The 18625-nt window shown below is 53.4% G+C and carries 18 protein-coding genes; 8 read left to right on the forward strand and 10 right to left on the reverse strand.

Annotation, left to right across the window (positions count from 1 at the left end):
* Positions 1–276 precede the first annotated feature (276 nt).
* The 4 genes from FFR93_RS02085 to FFR93_RS02100 form a co-directional block, all read right to left on the reverse strand.
* Positions 277–855 carry a hypothetical protein gene (locus tag FFR93_RS02085; RefSeq protein ID WP_138391705.1) on the reverse strand — a complete coding sequence of 193 codons (579 nt, stop codon included), beginning with the start codon at positions 853–855 and terminating at the stop codon, positions 277–279.
* Positions 856–965: 110 nt separating this feature from the next.
* Complete coding sequence (locus FFR93_RS02090; RefSeq protein WP_138391706.1) at positions 966–2807, reverse strand: IS200/IS605 family element transposase accessory protein TnpB; 1842 nt, start codon at positions 2805–2807, stop codon at positions 966–968.
* Positions 2808–2921: 114 nt separating this feature from the next.
* The gene (locus FFR93_RS02095) at positions 2922–3560 is read right to left on the reverse strand and encodes a hypothetical protein (RefSeq protein WP_138391707.1); all 639 of its coding nucleotides are present in this window, start codon (positions 3558–3560) and stop codon (positions 2922–2924) included.
* 164 nt (positions 3561–3724) lie between these two features.
* Entirely contained in the window at positions 3725–4003 is a 279-nt protein-coding gene (locus FFR93_RS02100) for a hypothetical protein (protein ID WP_138391708.1), read from the reverse strand.
* Between the two features lie 159 nt (positions 4004–4162).
* On the opposite strand from FFR93_RS02100, the gene FFR93_RS02105 reads away from it, so the two are divergent.
* Both FFR93_RS02105 and FFR93_RS02110 read left to right on the forward strand, forming a co-directional pair.
* Positions 4163–4852 carry an HIT family protein gene (locus FFR93_RS02105; protein WP_138391709.1) on the forward strand — a complete coding sequence of 230 codons (690 nt, stop codon included), beginning with the start codon at positions 4163–4165 and terminating at the stop codon, positions 4850–4852.
* Positions 4853–4948: 96 nt separating this feature from the next.
* Positions 4949–5446, forward strand: coding sequence for a hypothetical protein (locus tag FFR93_RS02110; RefSeq protein WP_138391710.1), 498 nt, complete (start codon positions 4949–4951; stop codon positions 5444–5446).
* A 105-nt stretch (positions 5447–5551) separates the two neighbouring features.
* Here FFR93_RS02110 and FFR93_RS02115 read toward each other — a convergent pair whose 3' ends face one another.
* Entirely contained in the window at positions 5552–6274 is a 723-nt protein-coding gene (locus FFR93_RS02115) for a hypothetical protein (RefSeq protein WP_138391711.1), read from the reverse strand.
* Between the two features lie 40 nt (positions 6275–6314).
* Entirely contained in the window at positions 6315–6998 is a 684-nt protein-coding gene (locus FFR93_RS02120) for a hypothetical protein (protein ID WP_138391712.1), read from the reverse strand.
* 118 nt (positions 6999–7116) lie between these two features.
* Between FFR93_RS02120 and FFR93_RS02125 the strand changes: the two genes are divergently transcribed.
* Both FFR93_RS02125 and FFR93_RS41310 read left to right on the forward strand, forming a co-directional pair.
* Positions 7117–7671 carry a hypothetical protein gene (locus FFR93_RS02125; RefSeq protein ID WP_138391713.1) on the forward strand — a complete coding sequence of 185 codons (555 nt, stop codon included), beginning with the start codon at positions 7117–7119 and terminating at the stop codon, positions 7669–7671.
* A gap of 57 nt (positions 7672–7728) precedes the next feature.
* Entirely contained in the window at positions 7729–8127 is a 399-nt protein-coding gene (locus tag FFR93_RS41310; protein WP_138391714.1) for a DUF2384 domain-containing protein, read from the forward strand.
* A 448-nt stretch (positions 8128–8575) separates the two neighbouring features.
* Here the strand turns inward: FFR93_RS41310 and FFR93_RS02135 are convergent, their stop codons facing one another.
* On the reverse strand, positions 8576–9244 hold the full coding sequence (locus FFR93_RS02135; protein ID WP_138391715.1) for a hypothetical protein: 669 nt from the start codon (positions 9242–9244) through the stop codon (positions 8576–8578).
* A gap of 252 nt (positions 9245–9496) precedes the next feature.
* On the opposite strand from FFR93_RS02135, the gene ileS reads away from it, so the two are divergent.
* Positions 9497–12400 carry an isoleucine--tRNA ligase gene (ileS, locus tag FFR93_RS02140; RefSeq protein WP_138391716.1) on the forward strand — a complete coding sequence of 968 codons (2904 nt, stop codon included), beginning with the start codon at positions 9497–9499 and terminating at the stop codon, positions 12398–12400.
* A gap of 38 nt (positions 12401–12438) precedes the next feature.
* Here ileS and FFR93_RS02145 read toward each other — a convergent pair whose 3' ends face one another.
* The gene (locus FFR93_RS02145) at positions 12439–14820 is read right to left on the reverse strand and encodes an EAL domain-containing protein (protein ID WP_138391717.1); all 2382 of its coding nucleotides are present in this window, start codon (positions 14818–14820) and stop codon (positions 12439–12441) included.
* 657 nt (positions 14821–15477) lie between these two features.
* Here FFR93_RS02145 and FFR93_RS02150 point away from each other — a divergent pair.
* Entirely contained in the window at positions 15478–16092 is a 615-nt protein-coding gene (locus FFR93_RS02150; protein WP_138391718.1) for a hypothetical protein, read from the forward strand.
* A gap of 56 nt (positions 16093–16148) precedes the next feature.
* Here FFR93_RS02150 and FFR93_RS02155 read toward each other — a convergent pair whose 3' ends face one another.
* On the reverse strand, positions 16149–16793 hold the full coding sequence (locus tag FFR93_RS02155; RefSeq protein ID WP_138391719.1) for a hypothetical protein: 645 nt from the start codon (positions 16791–16793) through the stop codon (positions 16149–16151).
* A gap of 215 nt (positions 16794–17008) precedes the next feature.
* On the opposite strand from FFR93_RS02155, the gene FFR93_RS02160 reads away from it, so the two are divergent.
* The gene (locus FFR93_RS02160) at positions 17009–17719 is read left to right on the forward strand and encodes a TIGR00266 family protein (RefSeq protein ID WP_138391720.1); all 711 of its coding nucleotides are present in this window, start codon (positions 17009–17011) and stop codon (positions 17717–17719) included.
* Between the two features lie 226 nt (positions 17720–17945).
* On the opposite strand, the gene FFR93_RS02165 is transcribed toward FFR93_RS02160, so the two are convergent.
* A complete protein-coding gene (locus FFR93_RS02165; RefSeq protein WP_138391721.1) occupies positions 17946–18131 on the reverse strand; it encodes a hypothetical protein in 186 nt (61 codons plus the stop codon).
* Here FFR93_RS02165 and FFR93_RS02170 point away from each other — a divergent pair.
* Positions 18124–18621, forward strand: a complete 498-nt coding sequence (locus FFR93_RS02170; RefSeq protein ID WP_138391722.1) for a hypothetical protein — start codon at positions 18124–18126, stop codon at positions 18619–18621. The two genes, FFR93_RS02165 and FFR93_RS02170, sit on opposite strands and share 8 nt — an antisense overlap.
* The last annotated feature ends 4 nt before the right edge of the window (positions 18622–18625 follow it).

The raw sequence follows: 18625 nt of genomic DNA on the forward strand, positions 1-18625 counted from the left end.
GCGATGCGCTTCACAAGTATCCGTGCAAAGAGAAAACGCGGCTCGTTGAAAAGTGCGTGTTCCGAGGCCTTGATCGTCAAAAAACGATAGGTCTCGTGGAAAAACTGTTGCAAACTGAGTTAGCTGTCCAAAATCGCACACGCTACCGTGCGCTTGTTGAAGGACTTCTCACCCGTGTCTCGTGAGGCTCTCGGAGGGTAGGCCTTTCCTCATCTCTTCGATGTCAAGACTAGGAAGAATGCGCCTTGATGCGAGCTGCCTGTTCGGTTTGGTGGGTTATCGCCAGACGATTCCGCGACGATGCCGGGAAGTCCACTGTTCTACGTGTAAGTTGCCGCGTGAAACGAACGTTGGATCGTGCGCCGTCTCGTCGACGATTTCCTGCAGTGTTTCGGCTAGGGCATCATCGTTCTCGACCTTGGCCCTCGTTATGTCGGCTCCGTTTTCGTAGCAGACTGTGAATGTCTTATCGTTCCTATTCTGAAGAACGATGTATTCGTCATCCGAGACTATCAGGCGTTCGTGGTGAGGGTAGATGCCGCTTTCACGGGTGAATTTTGTGAGTCGTGCAAAGTCGGAGCAGTGGTTGTTCAAGAGAGTGCGGACGTGATCTTCAACCTGTTCAACGGTCCAGTTGTGGTCGGCTGCAAGTTCGCTGTCGATGGTGACGTCGATCACAAAAGGCTCGCCCCAGCGGCGCACTTCAACTTCCGACACCCCTTTCTGTGCGGCGATCTTATTCTCAGCAGGTGCCATGGGGTAAGGTGTGCCATGCCCTGCTAGAGACGAAGCCTTATCCGTCAATTGGAAGCGAATGGTTTTGCTGACCAGCGATATCTCTTCGATAGATGGCATGATGTGGATTCCTGACGGCTATACTCATTTGAGAGTGATCCAGGCAAGTGCAATAAGCAACGGGTATTCGTCACGAATGGTTGGAACTCCATTCTGCAACGCCATGAATGTCAACGTTTAACGGTTGACACCATCGCACCAGGTCCAACCCGTGGGCCTGATGACTCGGAGGAGCTTTCGAGAACATCACGTCTGCTCCTGCAGACCATGGAATGAAGGTCATTCCGTCCCACCACAGGGATGGATCGACGACGTTTCCGCCTCGACGGTCTGCGCGCTGCAAGCGCACGTCTGAGCGTCTTGTTCACCTCATTCCAATCCGACCATACATGCCTCGTTCCGACGCCTTGTTCGCCGGGCTTCTTCCTTACAGGTAGTTCGAGGGTGGCATGGTGGGCGTCGTTCAAGGGAAGGGTGACAACCCTTTCCTTGAACGACAGAGGGAGCTTCTCGCTCAGTTTCATCGCCCTCCGGGCAATGACAAGTGCTGCGGCGGCATGGATGCTCAAGCCATAACGTGAGGCGAACTTCGTGCGGCCGATGATGGAGGTGTAAGCTGGGTTTACCCTGCGATGGAAGACGGTGTGGCGTGCGCAGGCAGAGACCAGGGCAGTGTCAAAGGAGCTGTAGACGAACGAGGAGAGCATACGCGCGTAGCTCGGGTTCTCGTCGCACAAGGTGCGCTTCTTCTTCGCGAAGTCCAGGGATTCCGAAACAATGGGCAGGTTATGCCTCTTCGCATACTCGACGATCTGCACCACGACCTGCTTGATGATCGTGGCGGACTGGCCTTGGCTTTTGCCGTAGGTGACCATTGGAATGTCAAAGGTCTCGACGACATTGCCAAATCGGTCTGTCCGGGCAACGGAGACAAAGCCTGCATTCAGGTCTACACCGATGGCTCCGCAGGAATAATCCTCAGCTGCTTCGTTATGATTTACCTTGAACGAAGCGTAGACCCGCCAGCCTTTATCGTCATGCTTGAAGCGGACGGCGACGGACGTTTCCTCTATCAGCGATTCCCGTAGAAGGTCCACGTTGTGTGTGAACGACAGACCTTCGATAGCCGTGAGGTAGACGTCTCTCTTTCGAACTTTCTTGACTTTGGTGGCATGCTGCTTCAGCGCCTCCGGCAGTCGAAGCTCCAGATCGAACAGGCCGTCTTCGCGAGGCTTCAGCCTCGCATACTCGTTTCCAAACTCTGCCGACGCCAGACCTTCGATGATGAATGTCGAGTTGCGGGCCTCGACCCACGCCGCACGCCATTCCTTATGCGATGCAAACCCGTTCTTTTCCAGATTGAACTGCGCTTTGAACAGCGCCTTCGATCCGAAACAGATCGAAGGATTTTTGATCCTGGCGAAGGCCTTTTTCAGCTTATGTCGCAGCGTCTCCAGACGCCGCTTATGCTGATGAAGATCAGCGCCGAGCTGAAATATGTTATGGCGAAGCTCGGAAATCTTCTTCCTCAAACCATGCAGTTTGCCGAGTTCGGACTTGTATCGCTGCAAAGTTTTGATGCGTTTATCGAGCTTCGCGATGTCAAGCTCATCTTTCAGGACTTTCGACTTAGCCATACACCCATCGAACTTCAGCAAAGCCTTGGACAGGTCTTGCCTGTTCTTTTTCCGCTTTTTCGTTTTCTTCTCGATCTGGCTTTCCTTGGCCTTGATCTTATCGCCTAGCTCCGTCGCATGGAGTTTCGCCAGTTCGGACGCTGACTGCAGCTTCCCTTGAAGCGAGAAATAGGCACTTTCGATGAGCTTTGCGGAAATCCCGAACTCCTTGTACAGGGAAATAGCTAGGTCTCCTCGCCATTCCCGACCTGCCTTGAGTTTGGCATGGATCGTGCGCTCGACCTTGTTCATCAGCTCGGCATAATCGTGGAAAAGATGATCGAAACGATGATTGCCTCCCGATAAATCCAGCCTTGTCTGAACTGAAACCTGCAAACGCAATACTCAAAAACGTTCCCGATATGTTCATAGTATCTCGTGGACTTTCAATGTCAACACTGAATCGGGTTCAACCACTCGTGACGAAAAGCCTAAGCAGCGAGCCATTTGTCAGCGTCTTAACGCGACCTCGGCTCTAAGTTCCTCGGCAAGCGTCTCGGCGCGTTCAGTGGCTTCGGCGAACAAGCTGTCCACTGAAGCATGTTCCGTTGCCTGAAACGCGTGGGCAACGATTTCACGGGCGAGATCGGATGTGGGTTCGATAGAGAAATCGATTTCCTTCAAGATGGCAGCCGTCATTGCCGCGTAAACGCAGTCAGGGTCGCCAAAACCGAGTGATGCCGAGAGGCTGCGGGTGTCCGGCGTCGGATAATAGCTATGCAGATCGTCAAACAGGGCATGTGGAGGAGGAACTGCATTCGCACCCTGTTCTTTCACGAATTGCCACGCTGTCGTCAGCCGGAGCAGGTCTCTGTGGCCTTTGGTTTCTAGTGTGGGATCAATTTCAATTGCCGCGCGCACCGCAACGACGATTTGGCGACCGATAGCCTCTGCCGCAGCCAGGCATGCTGACATAGTTTCCTGCGATGCATAGACCTGGGCGCAGTGGATGAACTCATGCCGGATGGTTTCCCGATCTAACGATTCGTTTGTGACGATGAGCGTCACTTTGGTCATCGCGAGCGATGGTACAGGCAAGGCCTTTAACGGTGTTGAAGCCCTGCCCGCCAAAGCCTCGAAGAGTGGCATCGCGTTGGGCCTCTGGAATTTCTGCGGACGTCGGATCGACTAGGAACGTCATGCCAGCATTCAGAAGTTGTTGTTCCTGGGAATTGAGTTCCATGTGCCACCTCGTCTGCTTTCCGCCCCAGGGTCTGCGCTAGGAGGGCAAGTTACAAGGGTTTTGGTCTGCGTCAGAACTTCGGGCTTGGTGCTTCTACACTGGCATCGTTGAGCGCCGTTTCCCGTCTCATCCTTCGAAGCTCACCGTCGTAAAACTCGCGTCGCGTGTCGTGGATCGTTGGTTTGTTGATCCCGACGGCCTTGTAACGAGCCTTGTGCGTGGCGATTTGGCCGTGTCCGCAGCGGAAATCTGCCTTGGCATTGCAATGCGGGCAAGCCACGTCCAGTGGGTTTGGCCCTTCTGGGATTGTCGCCAGTTGCTGGGCGTATTCGTCGTAAAGGCTGTTCATGGTGTTGTCCGCTAATCCAGTGGAGTTAGCTTGAAATGGGAGCAAGCTTTCGTCCAGACCTAAACTGTCCGTATCGCTCTTATCAGGGCACCTTCCGTCTCCTATATCGACGAAAACAGAATAAAGCGCTCAGTGAGTGCGTCGTGTGTGGAGTATTCAATGAAGTTTGACCCGTCGATTTTCAACCTCAATAATCCTTGGTTCATCGGCGAAATGCCGGATTCTTATCTGGTGCTGAATTTCGATCAGTCATACCTCGGCCGCGTAATCCTGGTGCCGAAGCAAGAAAGCCCTGATCTCGAAAGCCTTCCGGCGAGAGACGTAGCTCTCCTGATGGCTGAGGTCGTTTATGTGGGCGGACGATTGAAAAGCGAGTTCTCTGCGGCGCGGATGAACTACGCGTCTCTCGGGAACGTCGTTGAACAGCTTCACTGGCATATCATTCCTCGTTACACCGATGACGCCAATTGGGGTGGCCCGCCGTGGCCAGTTGTCGAGCCGCGTGAGCCATCTGTTGATGAAAGGGCGGCGATTGTGGCGCGAGTTCGAAGGGCGCTAAACATCGACGAGCGTGGCATTGCTCAAGTCGAGCCGGAATTTCCTATCACGGACGAGTTCATCGATGCGTACTGGCGAGTGGTCGCAAAAACACTCACAGAAGTTTTTGAAACTTCTGAAGACCTTGGGGTGAAATACCGCGCCAAGGTTGATGCTGCTCCGTTCAACGAAAGATATGAGAGCTACCAGGTCACTCCCCTTGAGGTTGCTTCGCGCCTGGCGGAGACTGAAATCACCCTGCTTCATATTGATCGATATCGCCCGCTGCGGAAAATTCTCGCGATGAATTGAAGGATGCTCAGTGTCGGGAGGGGTCCGGCTCCACCGCAATTGCGTTATGCTGGCCCTCCAGGCAATCTGACTTAGCAGTCCCTGAGGAGTATGCTCGTGAAGCCATACCGTATTTTCGTTCGCTATGATGTGAGAAATGAGATTCAATTCTCTGAAGTCGCTGACAGCCTGCAGGAGGCCAGGGAGCTGGTACTCACGATGTCGAAATGGTGGGGCGGACATGATGATGATCCGCAGCCATATGTTGACGATGAAGATGAGATGCTCGTTGTCGATGTCGATGGCAAGCTGGTGATGGCGTTCAAGAATGAAGCCTTCGTTGATATCGGAACGATTGCGCCGTTCGAGCTTCCTGACCCATGGTTCCTCGGCATTGATGTCGTAAAAAACGGCATCTCGATCTTCGGGACGGACCTTGACCCTTGGGGGCTCAAGAAGAACGATCTCCTGCGCAACGAGGCTGCTGACGTTGCAAAGGCGTGGGTGAAGGAAAATCCAGGTTTCCATCTCGTGCAGCGCTTCCAAGGTGATATGCGTGAGGAGACGACCTATCACATCATGCCTTCAGAGTCGTCGCCCTCCCCGGCATTCTGACCTGACGTTGCGAAGGAAGTTGCTTCCAGTCTTGGCGATCATCAAGCTGAAGTGAGCTGCGCCATGATGGCTTCAGACGGCAACCCCGGACGCTCCGCTACCGTATCAGCGGGCCTTGAACTCTGCCACTCTTGCAGGTGCAAGGGGATTGTCGAGCACTGAAATCAGGGTCGCGGCGGCTGGGTTCACGACAGCGATCTGGTGATCACAGTCTCCCGTCAGTGTGTTGGATCGATCTTCGATGGCATCAATTCCTGATGCCAGTAGAAGCTCTCGCCATAGAGCGGGCTTCGATGGGTGGGGTCTATAGGGGCCTTCGCCGCCCAGTTTGAGAATTTGATCGCAGGCGAATTCTGTTGCGTAGAGGATCGCGGTGAACGCGACACCGTCGACGTAATGATCCCGGGGATAAAAACCCTGGACGCGGTTCTCAGCTGCCGGATGGTTCTCTTTCACGTAGTCGAGCAAATTTTGCCAGTGAGCTGGGTAATCCTTATAGGGGTTGCCACTCACTGTGGTGCCGTGTGCTTTAAAAATGGCTGCTACTGGACGGCGGTTGAAGCCCATATAGTGGAAGTTGGTCCTGTTTGGTGAGCGAGACTTTAGCTGACCTTCTGCCATCAATAAAAGACGGTTCACATCGAGACCGTATATGGCATGAGGTGTGATCTCGTTGCTGTAGTCAGATGATAAACCGAAATTTTCATCGCTTCGGAAATGCACCCAATGGTCTTTGTAAGGGGTGAAGCGTTCGATGAAGTCGGTGACTGCAGCCTTGGAGAATACCTCATCGTCAAATCCGCTGTCAGTCTTCTTTATATCGTCCATTAGGATAGCCCGATAATCATGGTTATCGCACCTTGCCGGTTTAAAAGGCCTCAAACAACCTGACTTTTACCGTTTCCGGAAGCAAATCGATAAGCGACCAATCCAGGAACTGCCATCTCACAGAGAAAAGCAGAATGAAGGCTGCTATCGCTATGAACGGAGCTGTCTTGATGAGTAGAGCCTTACTCAATCGATGCGATGAAGTTTCCGGCCAGTTTTTACGGAAAAAGCTGAAGGATGCTTTTCCATCCTCGCCGATCTCCAGGTTCCACAAAAGGCCTGCTGCGAGATAGAGAACCGGCGATAGCAACAGGTTTGGCAACCAGGTTGAAGGATAGTACCCGTCTCGTATCACGAGCCATCCGTCGTAGAACCAGGAACTGGAAAACATCATCGCGATAATGGCGACGGTTAGCTGTTGCTTTGAGGCCGCACGTTGCGAGGCCTTGAAGAGCATTCCTACTGCCCATGGAGCCGTTACGTATGTCAGGACGGACATCCCTGCCCCGTTAACGACGTCCCAGGTGTCGTCAAAGGAAAACTGACCGGCAAACGTCACGAACATGAACGCCGGAACAAATACAGCAAGTTTCCAGGGCACCGTGATGAACGATAGGTATGAGCGATTGAAGCCATACTTCACGGGGTTCCTCGACACGATGCCGATTGCGATGCCGCACGCGAAGAGCCATGCGGACATATAAAGGTGGAAGGAGGGGTTCATGCTGTCGCCCAGATGTCGCTGAAATTAGCCTTGCCGATGGAGTGCGGACACGCAAGCCCGTTCTTCCATGCAAATCTTGATGTGATAAGAGAGCGTCAGAATAGATATGGATCGAAACATGACCGAGAAAGAAGCAGCCAAAGACGTTCAGATCATGCGCCACAATGAAGGTTTTTCTGTTGTCTACGATAGCCGTCAGAAGGCGCTTCGTAGCGACTTTGAAAGTCAGCAGGCTGCGATTGATGCGGTAAATGACTGGAATCAGGTTGGCGACTTTCAGATGAAGCTTGCAGCCGAGGTTCTTGATGTTCGTTACGACGTCGATGAAGAACGGGCGAAGATGGGGCTGAAACCACTCGCGGAAGAGCGCGATGGCCAGTATTTCGTGGATGAGATCATGACCCTGAAAGCTCTGGGGAGCCCGAACGGTAAGGTTCTGGATGACATCTCCAAGCTCGATCTCGACGGTTCCGACGCGAAGGAAATTCTTCGCCTGGCTAACCAGGGCCTCTCCTTTGTGAAGCCAGACGACATGTTTTTCGACACGCTGAGGGCGATCAGCGATTTCGGCAAAGACCGATCTGATTTTGACGGTCGAGCCGCCAAGAAGATGCTCGGTATCTGTCAGGAAGGAATCGACGCGCAGAGCGTTGCTGCCCCGTCTATGCGTTGACGTCCCGACGGAAGCCTCTCATGCTGATGTCAATTCGACTAGCATTTGTGGCTTCCAATGAAACTCTCCGATCCCGCCGTCGATCAGTATCCGGCGCTTGATGAAAAGCTGCTAAGTCCTGTCGCACAGAAGGCCGTCTCCCGGGTGCTGAAGTCCTGGAACTGTACCGATGATGAAGCCGCTCGGCTTTTCGGTGTCGAGCCGGATCACTGGATTGGCGTTTCCAGAGGCGACTTCGAGTATTTGCTGAGTCAGGACCAGCTGCTGCGGGCGAGTTATCTCATTGGCATATATTCAGGGCTCCAGGTCTTCAGCGATGATACGGCGAAGCGATGGCCAAAGCTCCCGAATACGGGTCCCATTTTCCGGGGGAAGACACCTGTCGAGTTCATGCTGGAAGGCGGTCTTGAGGCCATGGAAAAGACGCGCCGATACACGGATTGCCTTGGCTACTAGGAAAACTTTTTCTGGAGGATGGTTGCCATACATCGGCTTGAAACCTAGCTGATTGGGGAACCACATGAAATACACCGGAAAGGAAGATAATGGCGACGGGCACGTGCCAAGCTTTCCTACGAGATTTCAAAACGCGAGGCTCGCGTTGCTGCCGAGAAACTTTCGATCCTGGCACCAGCTCCGTCGCCGGTTTCTGCGCAAAGCTTGATGGCAAAGAACATCGTGAAGCGCTCGAAGTTGGACCCAGAGGAAGAGTTCGAGCGCGAGTGGGGCTTGAAGCGGGAATTTTGAGGAGTTTTGATCTATTATCTTATATCAAAACCGCATTTAGATATAGAATAATATATAATCTTCGGTTGCATGGATGATGTCGAATGCGGCATCAAAACGAGGGTTTGATATTCAATACGATATCAAAACGTGCGCTTGGTTGAATATTTAGAGACGCCTATGGTGAAGGAGAACTGGTGTTTTCGGGGCGATACCATGCCTTGCCAGTCGAGACCGTGAGACCGCTCATCTCCTCATACGGTTGAGCATCAACTTCGAGGCGGGTGACTAGGACTTTTACGTCTTCCTTTAAACGAATTTCGCGTTCCTCGTCACCGGTAAGGTAGTCAAGCCTCGCTCGGATTGTTCCGATCCAGTCGATATCATCATGCGAGACAGACGCTTCCATGTAGACGTCGACCGGCTTGTTTTCGTCATGCCAGAAAGCTCCGCTGTCCAGCGGAAGGTCGCCCCAGTAGACGCCAACGGTCGCTTCATGCCTGTCAATCGCTGTCTTCCATTCGGGATCGACAGACATCCTGCGTCCAAGTTGAGTGACATCTGTAGTTTCAAGCTCTGACAGGACATATCGGAAACGGTGAGCCAACCAGTGAACCATCGTCGCCCGAAATTCCGGATCATCTAGCACCTCCGCGTCATCATTCGCCGCGAGATGCGAAGGCATTTCAAACTTCGCCCCTAAGGAGCCGTCTCTCAGGTCATCGATCCAGCGATCCAGTGGGGAGCCATGCACAGGGTCCCATGCGCCATTTTCAATGACGGAATCCAACCAGTCTTTAGTAACGACCTCTTCGAATTTTGGGAGCAGTGCTTCTGGTGTTGTCATTGTAGGAATTCTCTAGTTGGACAGCAAAAGACTCGAATTTTGATTTGCATAGAGCAAAAGCGCTTGAATTAATCTCTGTTTCGGACATATTGAAGGAATGTGGAAATTTCGGTCGAACATAGCAATCCGAATTATTGGCCTGGGCCAGCGCTCGATATAATCGACGTTGTATCCAGGTTTTCGCGCGTGATCGCGCATCTTCTCCACAAATCTCCCTAATCACGTCTACGTACGTACTCGAAAGATATTGCTATGTCTCAGTCCGACAAGTCGCATGACTATGCGCACACCCTTGCCCTGCCGAAAAACCTGATGGCCATGAAGGTCAACCAGCCCGATCTGGAAAAAGAACTCCTTGCAGGCTGGCAGGAAACCAATCTCTACCGCCATCTCCGCGAAGCCTCAGCCGGTCGTCCCAAGTTCGTCCTTCATGACGGTCCTCCTTATGCGAATGGCAACATCCATCTCGGTCACGCCCTCAACAAGGTTTTGAAGGACGCGATGGTCCGCTCGTTCCAGATGCGTGGATATGATGCCGCCTATGTGCCAGGATGGGATTGCCATGGTTTGCCCATCGAGTGGAAGGTCGAGGAGCAATATCGCAACTCCGGCCGCTCGAAGGATGATGTCCCGGTGAACGAGTTTCGCCAGGAATGCCGAGAATTCGCTTCTCACTGGCTGTCTGTCCAGTCCGCAGAGTTCGAAAGGCTTGGCGTCCTTGGCGACTTTGAGAACCCATACACGACGATGAAGTTCGAGGCTGAGGCGACCATCGCCTCGGAATTGATGAAGCTCGTGGTCTCCGGTCAGGTCTATCAGGGGTCGAAGCCGGTCATGTGGTCTGTGGTCGAGCGGACAGCCCTGGCTGAGGCTGAGGTCGAGCATCAGGAATATGAAAGCGATGCGGTGTGGGTGAAGTTCCCGGTCGTGGACGGGGGTAAAGGCCTCGACGGCGCGTCTGTCGTAATCTGGACGACGACACCTTGGACCATGCCTGCAAACAGAGCTGTGGCCTATTCACAGCGCGTCGCCTATGGCTTGTATGAGGTTGTGGCGGCCGAGCGTGATTACGGACCGCGTCCGGGTGAGCGTTTCCTGGTCGCGGATGCTCTTGTTGGCCAGCTTGCCGCCAAGGGTCGTCTGGAATTGTCGCTCCTCCGCTCGGTCAGTAATGAAGAGCTTGCAGGCCTGACCTGTGCTCATCCGCTTCAGGGGCTCGGCTACGACTATCGTGTGCCGTTGCTGGAAGCGGATCATGTCACCGACAGTGCCGGTACCGGTTTTGTGCATACCGCTCCGGGGCACGGCGTCGATGATTTTGAGGTTTGGACGCGCAACGTAGATCGTCTGGCTGCCATGGGGTTAAATACCCGTATCCCCTTCACAGTCGATGATGGCGGATATCTTACCGACGAAGCGCCAGGTTTCGGTCCAGGTAGTGCTGAGGGCGCTGCAAGGGTTCTCGATGATGCCGGGAAGAAGGGTGACGCCAATCAGCGTGTCGTGAAGGCGTTGATGGCAGCGGATGCCCTGGTCGCTTATGGCAAGGTGAAGCACAGCTATCCTCATTCCTGGCGCTCTGGCAAGCCGGTGTTTTACCGGAACACCCCGCAGTGGTTCGTTCACATGGACAAGGTTTTGTCTGATGGTCGAACTCTGCGAGCCCGCGCTCTCGCCGCAGTCGCCGAGACCAAGTTTGTCCCGGAAGGCGGCCGAAAGCGCCTGGAGAGCATGGTTGAGGACCGGCCGGACTGGGTTCTGTCCCGCCAGCGCCGTTGGGGCGTACCAGTCACGGTGTTCTGCAATGCGCTCGGCGAGCCTCTTGTCGACGCTGAAGCGAATGCAAAGGTGTTCGAAGCCTTCTCACTCGAAGGAGCTGACGCATGGTTTGCCGATGGGGCAAAGGAAAGGTTCCTTGGTCATCGCTCGGACATGGATCAATGGCACATGGTGACCGACATTCTCGATGTCTGGTTTGATAGCGGCTGCACTCATGCCTTCACGACGGAGGCCCGGGCCGAACTGGCGTCACCGGCGGATGTCTACCTGGAGGGCTCCGATCAGCATCGTGGCTGGTTTCAATCTTCATTGCTCGAAGCCTGCGCTACGCGTGGGCGGGCTCCGTTCAAGGTCGTCGTGACACACGGTTTCGTGCTGGGTGAAGACGGCCTGAAGATGGCCAAGTCCAAGAATAACGGCGTATCGCCGCAGAAGGTCATGGAGAAGCACGGGGCTGAAGTGCTGCGCCTTTGGGCTTTGACGGCTGATTATCAGGGAGACGTCCGGATCGGTGCGAACACGCTGCAGTCGACGCAGGATGCCTTCAGGAAAGTCCGAAATACCCTGAAGTGGCTCACTGGAATGTTGCCTTATTACAGTGGGATGCAGCCATCCGTTCATGATCTTCCGGAACTCGAAAGGCTCATGCTGCATAGACTGTACGAACTCGATGAAGTCGTCAGGTCGGCCTACGATGCCCACGACTTCAAGAAGGTTGTGCGGGCATTGGCGGATTTCATGAATGTGGAGCTTTCGGCCTTCTACTTCGACGTCAGAAAGGACGTACTTTACTGCGATCCGCAATCGAGCCAGCGTCGCCAGGCCTCGCTTTTCGTGATGGCTCAACTGTTTGACCATCTGACAGCCTGGCTGGCACCTGTCTTGCCGTTCCTTGCGGAAGAGGCCTGGCTCTCGATCCATAAGGATCGGGGCTCAGTTCACCTTCGTCAGTTCCCGGTGGTGCCGACAGCGTGGTGCGACGAAGAGCTGGCTGCTCGGTGGCGGGTTGTGATGTCAGTACGCTCCCTTGTGAATGCTTGCTTGGAAGTGGAGCGTAAAGGAAAGCGTCTGGGCAAGGCCTTGGAAGCTTCGCCGGTGGTGTATGTGGCCGATGAGACGATTGTCCATGCCCTGGAGGGCCTGCCGCTGGCCGAGGTTTTTGGCACCTCCGGCGCTGTTGTCGAAGTCGGAGACGCCCCTGATGGCACTTTTGTCGATGAGGCAATGCCGGGCGTGGCGGTGAAGTTCCGTCACGCTCAAGGGGTACGTTGCGCTCGATCTTGGATGATCACAGAGGATGTGGGGTCTGATGCCGATTATCCCGACGTTTCCGCGCGAGATGCGAAGGCTTTGCGTGAACTCGCCGAGGCTGCTTGACATCAACACGGCGGAGCCTACCGGGCCGCCGTGTTCTCCTATCTGCGTTTTTTTCGAAAGTGATCAAGCTTGACGAACTTGCCATTGCCCAGAGGCGTTGGTGTGGGGCCGCTAACGTTTAGTCTTTCGATGATCTTTTCCGACGTCTCGGGTCGGCTGAAGATGTATCCCTGAACCCGGTCAATTGCGCCGGATTCTCTGACGACATCGAGTTGTTCGGTCGTTTCAACGCCTTCAACTACAATGTCGAACTCCATTTCTGCGGACAGGCTCACGATTGCATTAAAGAGCTTTCGGGCCTGGGGGTCCACATGCACATTTCGAACGAATGACTGGTCGATCTTTACTTTATCGAGCTTCAGTTCATTCAGATAACTCAGGCTCGAATACCCGGTGCCAAAGTCGTCCAGAGCGATTTTGATCCCCAGGCTGCGTAGCGAGTGAAGCGTCTTCGCGATCCGATCAAAGTCCATCGGGAGAACGGTTTCGGTTACCTCGATGTGGAGCCTGCTTGGCTCCAGTCCTGTCACCGTAAGGCAGTTTTTCACCATCGGCAGCACTTCTGGATGAGCCAGGTCAAGCGTGGAAAGGTTCACCGAGACTGCGGTGTCAGACGGCCAGGTTTTGCAATCAATGCAAGCTTGGAGAAGGATCGCCTGCGAAACAGCGTGGATTGCGCCGACATCTTCCGCAATCTTGATGAATTCGCCTGGGCTGATCGTTCCAAGTTCTGGGTGTTCCCATCGAGCCAAAGCTTCGCAGCAATCGAACATCAAACCGTCAGGAGAGAACATTGGTTGATAGACGACTTTGAATTCGCCACCAGCGATAGCGTCCTTGATTGCAGCCTTCATGGTGACACTGCGCGAATGCTCTAGTTCCATGTCCCGGGTGAAGAGCGACCAAGCCTTCACTGGGTTCTGCTTCACTTTCCGAAGCGCATCGTCGGCCTTAGAAATCGCCTCTGTAAGTGAGAAGTCGCCTTCCTTGTGGATGTAGACGCCACCGGATACGGTTATCTCGACCTTCTGACCGCCAATCACATAGGTGGAATTGATGCGGTTGAAAGCATCATCGAACAACTCAGAGACATCGTCCTCTTTTTTCAGACCGCAGAACGCCAACACGAATTCGTCACCACCATATCTGCCGAACAATGCACGCGGGTCTTTGATTTCCTGGAGTTTGCTGGCAACCAAGCGAATTGCCACGTCGCCGGTGCTGTGGCCCATCGTGTCATTGATGAGCTTGAACCGGTCGATGTCGAAGACTGAGATCGCGATGGATTCACCTGCTGTAAGCGAACCTGCTGCCTGGAGAACTTGCTCGTTCCAATGGCGTCGGCTGGGGATGTTTGACAGTCCATCATAATTGGCGAGTGTCTGGACTTTTTGGCTGGCTTTTTCACGCTCAGTGACATCTTGGAGCGTCACCACTTTGCCGACGAACTGGATGTGTTCTTCTCCGCCAGCAGCGTTACCGAGGTTGAATTCTAGATGTGTACTGTCCGGAAAACCGACGAGCAGAGACTGATTTGCTTCCATGTAGAACTGCGTGAGCTGATCGCGGATCGGCGAAAATGCAGCGAAATCGAATTCCTTCTTTTCATAAACAAGGTCCAATAGCTGTCGGAAGGAAATCCCCCTCACCTCTTCGACGTTATCTATCGAGAGAAGAGATAAGGCTCGCGGGTTAATAACTGAAATGCGATCATCTGCATTGAACATAATCATGCCGTTCGGCTGATTCCGAATGGCGGCTTCAAACGCGCCCGCCATTGATTCGTACATCAAACCCGAGCTGACGCTGCGTGAGAATATTTCTCGTACCGTTTGTGCCATCGTCCGCGTCGATAGGACGAAGGGAATGAAGAGCGCGCCCGTCAGGACGAGGGCGATGTCTTCCCGAGCTATGCCCATCCCGGCAAGGGCAATGCCCAGAGGGAGCGAGCCAACCCACATGAACACGTCGATGAGAACCTTGGAACCCGAATTTCGAGCCACAATGGAAATCAGCGTGCCGAAACTTATGCCGATGGCGATCATCGTCGCAGCGTTGTAGGTATGATAAAGTGCTGAGTAAGCGCTCAGAAGGCCGATCCAGACCGCCATCAGCGATACCGCGAGCAGGAAGCGAAACTCCCAGTGTTTCGCGGGATTGCGTTCATTCAAACCGTCGAATGCTTTGTAGGCTTTGTGAAAACGGCGAAATTCGCTCATCCGAACAGCAAAGACAACTGTGATGAAAGCCAATAACGCAAAGTAAATCGGGTCGTCGGTCGCGAACCAAGCGGCGACGCAGCCAAACGCATGGCAAATAAAGCCGAATCCCGAGGTCTTTTGCCCCTGGTACAGGGCTGCCGTCAGCCGACGGCTGGTTTCATTTTCAAGCTCGATGTCGCTCGTAGTCGTCAGTGGCACAGCACAATATGGTTTCTACACAGAGTTATACAGATGTCGTGCGGCATACGGCCGCAAACAGATTCGAGGGATGCGAACCGCAAATGTCCGTATGCGGAACGGAATCAGCATTTCTGGCCTTCTTCTCATAAATACCCCAACATTCTTAGGGGTGGTTTCTATCGGCTTTTTACGTTTTGGCAAGGGTTTGATTTTTGTGCGGCGAATGCGGAATTAATATGGCGAATAGGTTGATGGAGGGGTTAACGTATTGAATTTTGGAGGGCAAATGTATATTAGAAGGTTCTTGATTTATAAAGTTCCTAGCGAAGCAGTCAGCTGGAAAATTTGGGAACGGTTAATTTACATCGACCACTGCGTGTATTTCTCGCGGTACAGGCGAGCAAAGACTAGAAAAGCTGCATGAAAATCTACTTTTAAGAATCAATCGATGGCAGTGACCGGGTCTAACGCGTGAAACCTTCATTCGTGAGCTGATTCTGTACTCGGAAACCCATCCTCCAAATGGCAGACAAGGAAATTTGGCGGCGGCGATGGAAAAGTGTCATGGATCACCTTGGGAACTCCGAGGTGATTTGAAGTGAAGTGCGTGTGGGCGCTATTTGGTGTAATGCAAGCGCATGCGTCATCGTCTATGAGATAATTCGGGAGAAAGACATGGCCGAACAGGATATCCGCCTCGAAGACACCACGCTCACAGTCTGGGCAGAGCGCGACCGGCTGCACGTCGCATTGTATCTGAAATCGGACGAAGCCCGGAACGATCCCCTTCTCTCCATCTGGGATGAAGATGCTCGCCAGGCTTTCGAAGATGGCTTCTTGAAGGCTCGCTGGATGAAGGATGAGGATCAGGTCCTTAAGGAGAGCGCCTTCGAGTATGCTAAGCATCTGGGCCGTTTCGATCCTGAAAACCGCGTTGTCCGCGAACCAGTGCCCGTTGGCTGGGTTCTTGTTCATGATGAGCTGGGTGCCTTCATGGGGTGGCAAGCGGGCCCGGTTTACATCTGGTCGAGCAACGCAGACGAGGATCGGCTAGCCAAAGGAGCCCATGCTTTTGGTGATGAAGATAACGCGATGGAATGGTTCAAGACGGAGAGCGACGACGAGGCAGAGGTCGCCGAGAATGATGAGTTTATGTCTCACATCTCGGCTGTTGAAGTCGAGTTAGACGTTACCCTGCCAGGTCACACCAGGCCGAGAAAGGCCTCGCTGCAGGCAATGGAGCAGGTCGGCATCGATCTCAAGCGCGAAACGCTCGCTCCTTCGATGTAACGATTAATGGGACCCTGAGAAAAGCCCGCTCGGCATGATGCCAGCGGGCTTTTCTCTTACATGGACGGTGCAAATGGAGGGAACAGCTCGTCGACCTTGTTCTCGTCGTCAAGAACGGTTTTCAGGCTGTCGACGGTGCTCATGACGGAATTGCTGACCCCTGCCGATAGGAAGGCTGAACCGGGCAGTTCGTCGCGAAACTCAGACAGAATCCTGATCGAATCCCGGACCAATTGGCGATCTAGGCCGTCGCTCAGCGAGACTTTAAGGCCGCACAAGCTGTTGTACAGGTCGTGGCCGTTCTCCCCGCTGCCGGGTCGACGATCAAAGCTGGTCAGGGCGGTATCGACGAGAGACTTCAGTACGACTTCAAGTTTGGTATCGAACTGACTGTTGAACCGGTCCTGAGCATATCCAGGCATCTCGCGGACAATATTTGTCGCTATCGCCTCGATGACAGCGCCTCGCAACGACGGCTTGAAGCCACTCATCGACAGGCTGGGGAGTTCCCATACGTCCGGGTTTGCGATCATGAAGCTGGTAACGTCGATTTGCGCGGCAACATCGCTTACGGCATTTCTGAGCGTGTCGCGCGCTTCCCGTAAGGTCAGCCACTCGGCGTTATCGAACGCTGCCTCAAATATACTGAGGGCTCGCTCCTTAATTTCTTCCATCGATTGTGGTGCGGCTGAGGTGGTCATGGCGGTTCCTGCGGATAAAACAACTATAAGGTCATTCTGGCGATGTTGTTGGCAACATACCAAAAACTGCTTCCAGGCCAAAGCGGAGTTTTCCAAAGTCCTCTGAAGAATTCCGCCTTGACCCGTGGGTCGTTTACATGGCCCGTCTAAAAGGCCTTGATGGAGAAAGAAATTTGGCTCAGCCTTGTTGGTAAGGAAATCTGAGCAAGATCGCAATGAAGTTTAATGTTGTAGGTGACGGAGATAATCTCCTTCACGTGTCGCTGGGCCTTGACGAAGAAATTAACTGCGAATCTGGTGCGATGGTCATGATGGAAAGCAATCTCGACCTCAAGGGTGAGATGAAGGGCGGCTTTTTCTCAGCCATCGGGCGAAAGCTGACAAATGGCGAGTCCTTCTTTACGCAGTCGATTAAAGCAAATCGCGGGAACGGAGAGACTCTTCTGTCTCCGACGCTTCCTGGGAATATCGAAGTTCTGGAATGCGACAGACAGAGACAGTATTTCCTGAACGACGGTGCCTTCCTGGCGTCAGCTTCGGCGGTCTCAGTGAAGATGCGTATGCAGTCTGTTGGCCGGGCGTTGTTCGGCGGGACTGGTGGTTTTTTCATTGGGCAGACCGAAGGGGAAGGTCTGTTGGCCGTCTCGGGTTTCGGCACAACTTTCACCTTGGACGTCGACACTCCCCCTGATAGTCCGACCACGATTGATAACACGCATGTTGTCGCGTGGGACTCGAATCTGCGCTACGAGCTTGCACTAAGCACCAATAAATCGAGCGGATTGCTTGGCTCAATGTTCAACAGCGCCATCAGTGGTGAAGGGATCGTCACCAAGTTATCGGGGAAAGGTAAGGTGATCATCTGCTCAAGGAATATTTCATCGTTCGTATCATGGATCGGTTCTCAAGTCGCGCCTAGCCGATAAACCGCAAGCCCTGGTGCGGCTGCAAAATCTTGCGTTGATCGACGTCGGAATTTCATTCGTTCGCCAGGATTTGTAATTCCTTGCGTGTGATTGGATCAGCCGCACAATTGGGCGATAGCTGAATAAGCTGCATGAAAGGGGTTGCGCCGTCAGTCGGGGCGGCGCAACCTATTGATACGCGTCAAGTAGTCACTTGGCACCCCGCAGGTCCCGGTCTGCGGGTTTTTTATTGCCCGCAATGGACCCACTGATCTACTTCCCGCCTGATATCCGGGACAAATTCCTCGATAAGGTCAGCCGCGTGTCGGAGCAACCCGGCAATATCATCATTCATCCTGGTTATGGCCTCGCCGATCACAGCACCGTTCTCTTCGTATTCGGCTCTGGTTCGAAGCTGTTTGACAATGTCCATCGATTACATCTCCATCAACAACGTGTCATGTATGCCGCCAGATGGTCTTGCCGGACACTCGATCCAGCAATTTGGCTCTTACAAAGTCCAACGCCGTTCTCTATCTGATGAGGAGAAAATTTTAGAGGTCGATATGTCCGTTCGTTCGCAAATCGCTGCAGTCAAAGAAATTCGAGATAATGCTGTTCCGGAGGGTGCATCTGAAGCCTTCGTCGAGGGATGGAAAGCAGCGTTTGCGGCTATTTTCGATGATTATAGGATTTTCGACCTAATGCCGAAGCTGGCGCTTCCTTTGGAGGTTACACCAGACGTTGCCTTGAAGTTCATTGAGCGGATGCAAGGCTCCGGTTACGAGCCTGTGAAGGACAAAGTTAGTAACGAAGATCAGTCATCCTGGTACTTCAAGCTCAATGGGGAAACCTGCATTGACTATGAGGTGATTATTCGGCACCCGGATGACAAAGCGTTCGTTCAAGTTCGGCCGCGTTAGTCGG

The sequence above is a fragment of the Rhizobium sp. MHM7A genome (assembly GCF_005862215.1).
Taxonomy (GTDB): domain Bacteria; phylum Pseudomonadota; class Alphaproteobacteria; order Rhizobiales; family Rhizobiaceae; genus Rhizobium; species Rhizobium bangladeshense.